This window comes from Acinetobacter sp. (assembly GCF_036659555.1).
Taxonomy (GTDB): domain Bacteria; phylum Pseudomonadota; class Gammaproteobacteria; order Pseudomonadales; family Moraxellaceae; genus Acinetobacter.
On record NZ_JAVXCI010000143.1, the window covers coordinates 1 to 4,744 of the forward strand.

The following is a 4,744-nucleotide window of genomic DNA, read 5'->3' on the forward strand; positions in this document are numbered from 1 at the left end:
CTGAATAATGCCTGAAGTATTATTAATGTGATCTTGCGCTTGGATCTTTATATTATTTTTTTCAGAATATAGCGTACCTTGCGTATTATTTAACTGCCCTGTTTTAAGGTCAATGGATTGCTGTGCTGCAATAAACCCCTGCAGATTATTCAGCTCACCCGTGTTTTGAATATAAACAGCACCCAGGGCCTGCACCTTACCGTCTTTGTTATTAAATATTTGACTGTTCAGCTCCAAGCCTTGATTGGCAAATAATGAGCCCTTTTCATTATTAATGCTGAGTGTTTGAATATTGGCTTGATCAACAATGAGTTGACCGGATTGGTTAATAAATTGATTGCCCCGAACTTCCAGCTGTCCCAGCTGCAGCTGGCCCCCGGTATTATCCAGGCCTGACTGCGTCTTTAGATCAACACCGCCATTGGCTTCGATTTTACCGCTGTCATTATTTAAGCTTTGCGCCGTGCGGATGAATCCCTTTTCGAAAGTCTTCACAGGCAAGCTGGAAGTATCAGCAACCCCCAAACTGCCGCCGTCCTGCGCTTGATTGACAGGAGGCTCAGCATCAGGCGCTGCCGGATTTCCTGTGCCTGTTCCTCCAGCGCTTCCGCTAGCAGCCATTATGCCAATTTTACCGGCTTTGTTGCTGACCTCAGCGGCCTGCAAATCCAATGCCTGTGATCCCGTCTGCTGAATAGCACCTGTGTTGATCAGCTGATTGGCCTCCAGCGCAATGCGCGCAGCGTTCAGCTTGCCGGAGTTTTTGCTTTGTCCAGACTGTTTTAAATGAAGCTCATCCGCACTGCTGATTAAACCAGAGTTATCCAAATTCTGGCTTTGCAAAGTGACTTGAGCGCTTGCACTGCTGATATTCCCCGTATTTTTTACATCTTTTGCTTGCAGCTGGATTTGATCCTTATTGGCAATAATATTACCCGTATTGACCAAATCACCATTGGCATTCAAAGTCAGCTGGCCTGCCGCAGCATTGATTGAGCCGGCATTGCGTACCCCTAAGCCATTTTCAGTACCGACAAGGAAAATCTTGCCGGCATACATCCCGCCTAATTGCCCAACATCCAAGGCAAAGTTAGGCGTATTGGCCGCTGTGCTTAAATTTGAAACAGCCATACTTACCTGAGGCACAGCCTGATCTTTGACTTGAATGTCATTTTGACCCAGCACTGTATTCAGCTCATTGGCATACACGCCTGCATTAATATTCAGCGCGCGTGCGTAAATATCCGTATAAGGCGTCAAGCTGCCGTTCAAGCCTTTGCCTTCAATGGTCACCTGTCCTTCACGGACACGGAATGATTCCAGATAGCCCTGATTCATCACCGCTTGGCCGCTGGTTAAAGTGAAGCGGCCTGCATTGATCACCCCGCAGCCGTCGCAGACTAAGCCGGACGGATTGGCGATCACCACTTGCGCAGACTTGCCGGCAACCTCCAGATAGCCTCTAAGCTGGCTTGGATTGCTGCTGTTGACTTCATTCAGAATAACCTTGGCTTCGCCTTTGGCCAGCCACGGGTTGCCCTGCACCCAGCCGCCAAGCTGGGTTTGCGCATTATTCCGCGAGTTGTTGAGGATTGCGCCTTCCTGCCCGACGTCAAATTGCGTATAGGTATTGCGCGATACGCCGCCGGCGCTTGGCGTCTGGATATTGACTTGGGTCAGGCCATTGCCTGTATTTAGGATTGTCGGCTGCTGAGAATGGGGGGCCGACCTATCCGCAATAATTTGAGTATCGGCAATGCTGTTCAGCGGCACTGTATAAATCACTGAGCCGAGCAGGCTGATCACCGCAAAATGCAATGGATTCAGTTTTTTATAGCTGTTCATCCCATTTGAAGGTATATCATCCGGATCTTGCGCGGCGCTTGGCTGGCCCGCTGTTTTCGTTCTGCTTTTTACAGTTTCCGCCACAGCAATAAACATGCCGCGGGCCTGGCTATAGATCACGCGGAAGCGGTTCTTATTCATGATGTCTTACCCCAATTTTTTTATATCTTTTAAATTTATTCATGCCGCAATACGGCCAGTGCTTAGAATCAATACATCCAGTTCAGGCTGAATCCTGACGTGACGCTGTCCGTTTTAAAGTGCTCCGGCTTTTTCAGCGGCGCGCCGATAAACACGTCATAGCTGACCGACTTTAAAACTTGGCCGCGCAAGCCTGCCGCCGCCCCAAGCAGGCTGGTGCCCGCCAATGGATTCGGCTCATAAGCGGTTTTTCCGCCGACTTCACCGTAATCAATGCCGGTGTACCATTGCATCGGAAGCTTAAACATTGAGCCGCTGATTTCATTGCGCACTGAAAAGCCGCTGTCTGCCATGAGCGTCTGCTCGCCGTCAAATCCCCGGACGGTATAGCGGCTGCCGATGGAAAACCGGTCTTGCGGGGTTAAGGGCTTTTTACTGTATTGGGCGCGCCATTCAGCCGCATATTGCAGCCGCTGCTGACCCGCGTTAAACGGCACCTGCAGGCTGGCATTCGCCTGCAGTATGCCGGTACGGCTGTAAGCTTCGCCGAAATCCTCTTCCGGTGCGCGCAGGGCGGAAAATGCGCCTGTGCCGCGCCTGTATGTCACGCCGCCGCTTAAAGTCGCGTTAGATAAATATTCGGTATGCGCAAGGCCCGCCGTCCAGCCTGCTGGTTTTACGGCGCTGCACTTCCACTTCTACATCTTCAATGAAGTTCTGCGACTCCCGAATCCAGCCGCCGGCAGATGCCGTTGTTTTCCGGCGCGCATCGCGGTAAATCACGCGGGACAGCTCAGCATTGATCAGCCTGCTGTCGCCGCTGTATTCATAGCTTTGGCTTGCGCCAGCAACCGTCTGATAGTAGCTGGACCGGCTGAAGCTGCTGCTGAACAGCCAGTAATGCAGCGGAATGCTGTAGCTGAGGTAATAGCCGTCTGCCCCGCGCCGGCCTGAATCGCCGCCGCCCAAATCATGATTGTAGCTTCCGTAAAACAGATCATTGGCGGTTAACAAATTGTCGAGTGATAGTGTCGCAGTCCCTTGATATTTCCCAGTCGAATCTGAACCTGCATCATCCACCCCTAAGTGGATGCGGTAAGGCTTGGACTGCCGCCAGGCCAATTCCAGATCACTGTAGCCGGGTTCAGTCCGCTGCTCTGAAGGCTGAATTTTAAAGTCAGCCTCAACGGTCGGCACGCGCTTGAAATTTTCCAGCCCCTGCTCAATACCGCGGATGTTCAGAATGTCGCCAGGCTTCACAGGCAAAGCATTGAATTTATGCGCGCGCTTTGACGCGCCTTCCGCAAACTTAACCTGCCCCACTTTGCCTGCAATCACCTGCAGCTGAATAATGCCGGATGCAATATTCTGCTGTGGCAGAAGCATCCGTGTCGTGACATAGCCATGGCTGATGATGTCATTCTGGATCAGGCCCAGCGCCTGATTCAATCCCTGCACGCCAATGCACCGGCCGATCAGATTATGCTCACCCTGAGTCACTGAGCGCATTGCAAAAGTAAACTGGCGCGCATCATCGCCAGTCAGTACGAATTTTTTAATGTCAAAGCAGATCTTTTCACTGTGCGAGGTTAAATACTGGAATTGCGGCGCAGCCTGCAGCTTCTGCTCTAAACCCAGATGCACTGCTGACTCAGGCTGAAGTGTTTTTTCAAGCGCTTCAGCGCGCTGCTGCTGCCGAATCTGCTGGTCGGCGCTGATGGCTGCGCTTTGCTGCGCGGCATCCGCTGCGTAAGCTGACGCCCCCAAAAGTGTGAAAAAAATGGCTAGAGAGATTTTATTTGGTTTTAGAATCGGCATGATAATTATAAGCAGCAACAGCATTAATTATATTTAATTGTTGCAAAATCATTACATATTGTAAATGACTTAAACTGCCTTCATGATAAATTGCAGGACTGCAGCAGATTAGCATTGTGATAATGCTACTGCAGCCCCGAAATGTTTTTATTCGCATATCAAAAAAACGGATTTACCAATCAAAAGGTAAAATCTCTTTAGAACATGGAAATTTTATCATTCAAGGTACTGAATACCCAAAAAAGACAAAAAATATTAAAATTCAATTATTTTTTTGCATTTCAAAAACAAATAAAAACTCTCCGCAAGCTCATAAGAGAGTGCTTAATCAACTACATGAACTTGCAACTATTGCCACCAATGTCAGCCGGTACACTTTTGGAAAGCAGGCACAAGATACCGATAAAAACTTCTTTTTAAATATTAATAACTTTATCATATTTATGTTAAAAAACAATATGATAAAAAACTTCTCTATAGGCCATCTAAACAAATAAGTTTAGATGGCCTATTATTCAATTCTCCGCCCTCACACTTCTCTGCAATCCTTGCTGAATATCCTGAATAAATCCATCGGCTTGCTTGACTCCCACAGCTTTCTGCTCCTCAACTGATTCAGAACCTGAATAAAACTCCTCAACAATCTCCACTTCCTCCTCTCCATCCACATCAAACTGTGCATTATCATAACTCTGCCTTGCCATCTGATCTAAAGCATCCTGATTAAAGCCTGCGTCTTTACTTTGCTGATCAATCTCCTTCGCTGAAATAATTGCGTTCTGCAGGCTAATGCCGTCACGCAGCGTCAAGTCTACGTAATACACCGGAGTCCGATAGCTTTGCACGGTGGACTTGCCTCTTAAAATCAATTGCAGCGGCAGACAGGACAGCAGCCCATCCGACGCCGCATGGTAATAGCTGAGGCGCGCAGCCAGAGTGC

The 4,744-nt window shown here is 48.8% G+C and carries 2 protein-coding genes and 2 pseudogenes; 1 reads left to right on the forward strand and 3 read right to left on the reverse strand.

Annotation, left to right across the window (positions count from 1 at the left end; genetic code table 11):
* Both RSA72_RS13905 and RSA72_RS13910 read right to left on the reverse strand, forming a co-directional pair.
* A partial coding sequence (locus tag RSA72_RS13905; protein ID WP_332633370.1) for a two-partner secretion domain-containing protein occupies window positions 1-1,986 on the reverse strand: 1,986 nt, incomplete at its 3' end.
* Between the two features lie 68 nt (window positions 1,987-2,054).
* A pseudogene (locus RSA72_RS13910) lies at window positions 2,055-3,804 on the reverse strand (ShlB/FhaC/HecB family hemolysin secretion/activation protein).
* Between the two features lie 122 nt (window positions 3,805-3,926).
* Between RSA72_RS13910 and RSA72_RS13915 the strand changes: the two are divergent.
* Window positions 3,927-4,301, forward strand: coding sequence for a hypothetical protein (locus RSA72_RS13915; RefSeq protein WP_332624387.1), 375 nt, complete (start codon window positions 3,927-3,929; stop codon window positions 4,299-4,301).
* An 18-nt stretch (window positions 4,302-4,319) separates the two neighbouring features.
* On the opposite strand, the pseudogene RSA72_RS13920 reads toward RSA72_RS13915, so the two are convergent.
* Window positions 4,320-4,744, reverse strand: a pseudogene (locus tag RSA72_RS13920) (hydrolase or metal-binding protein); the annotation flags it as partial.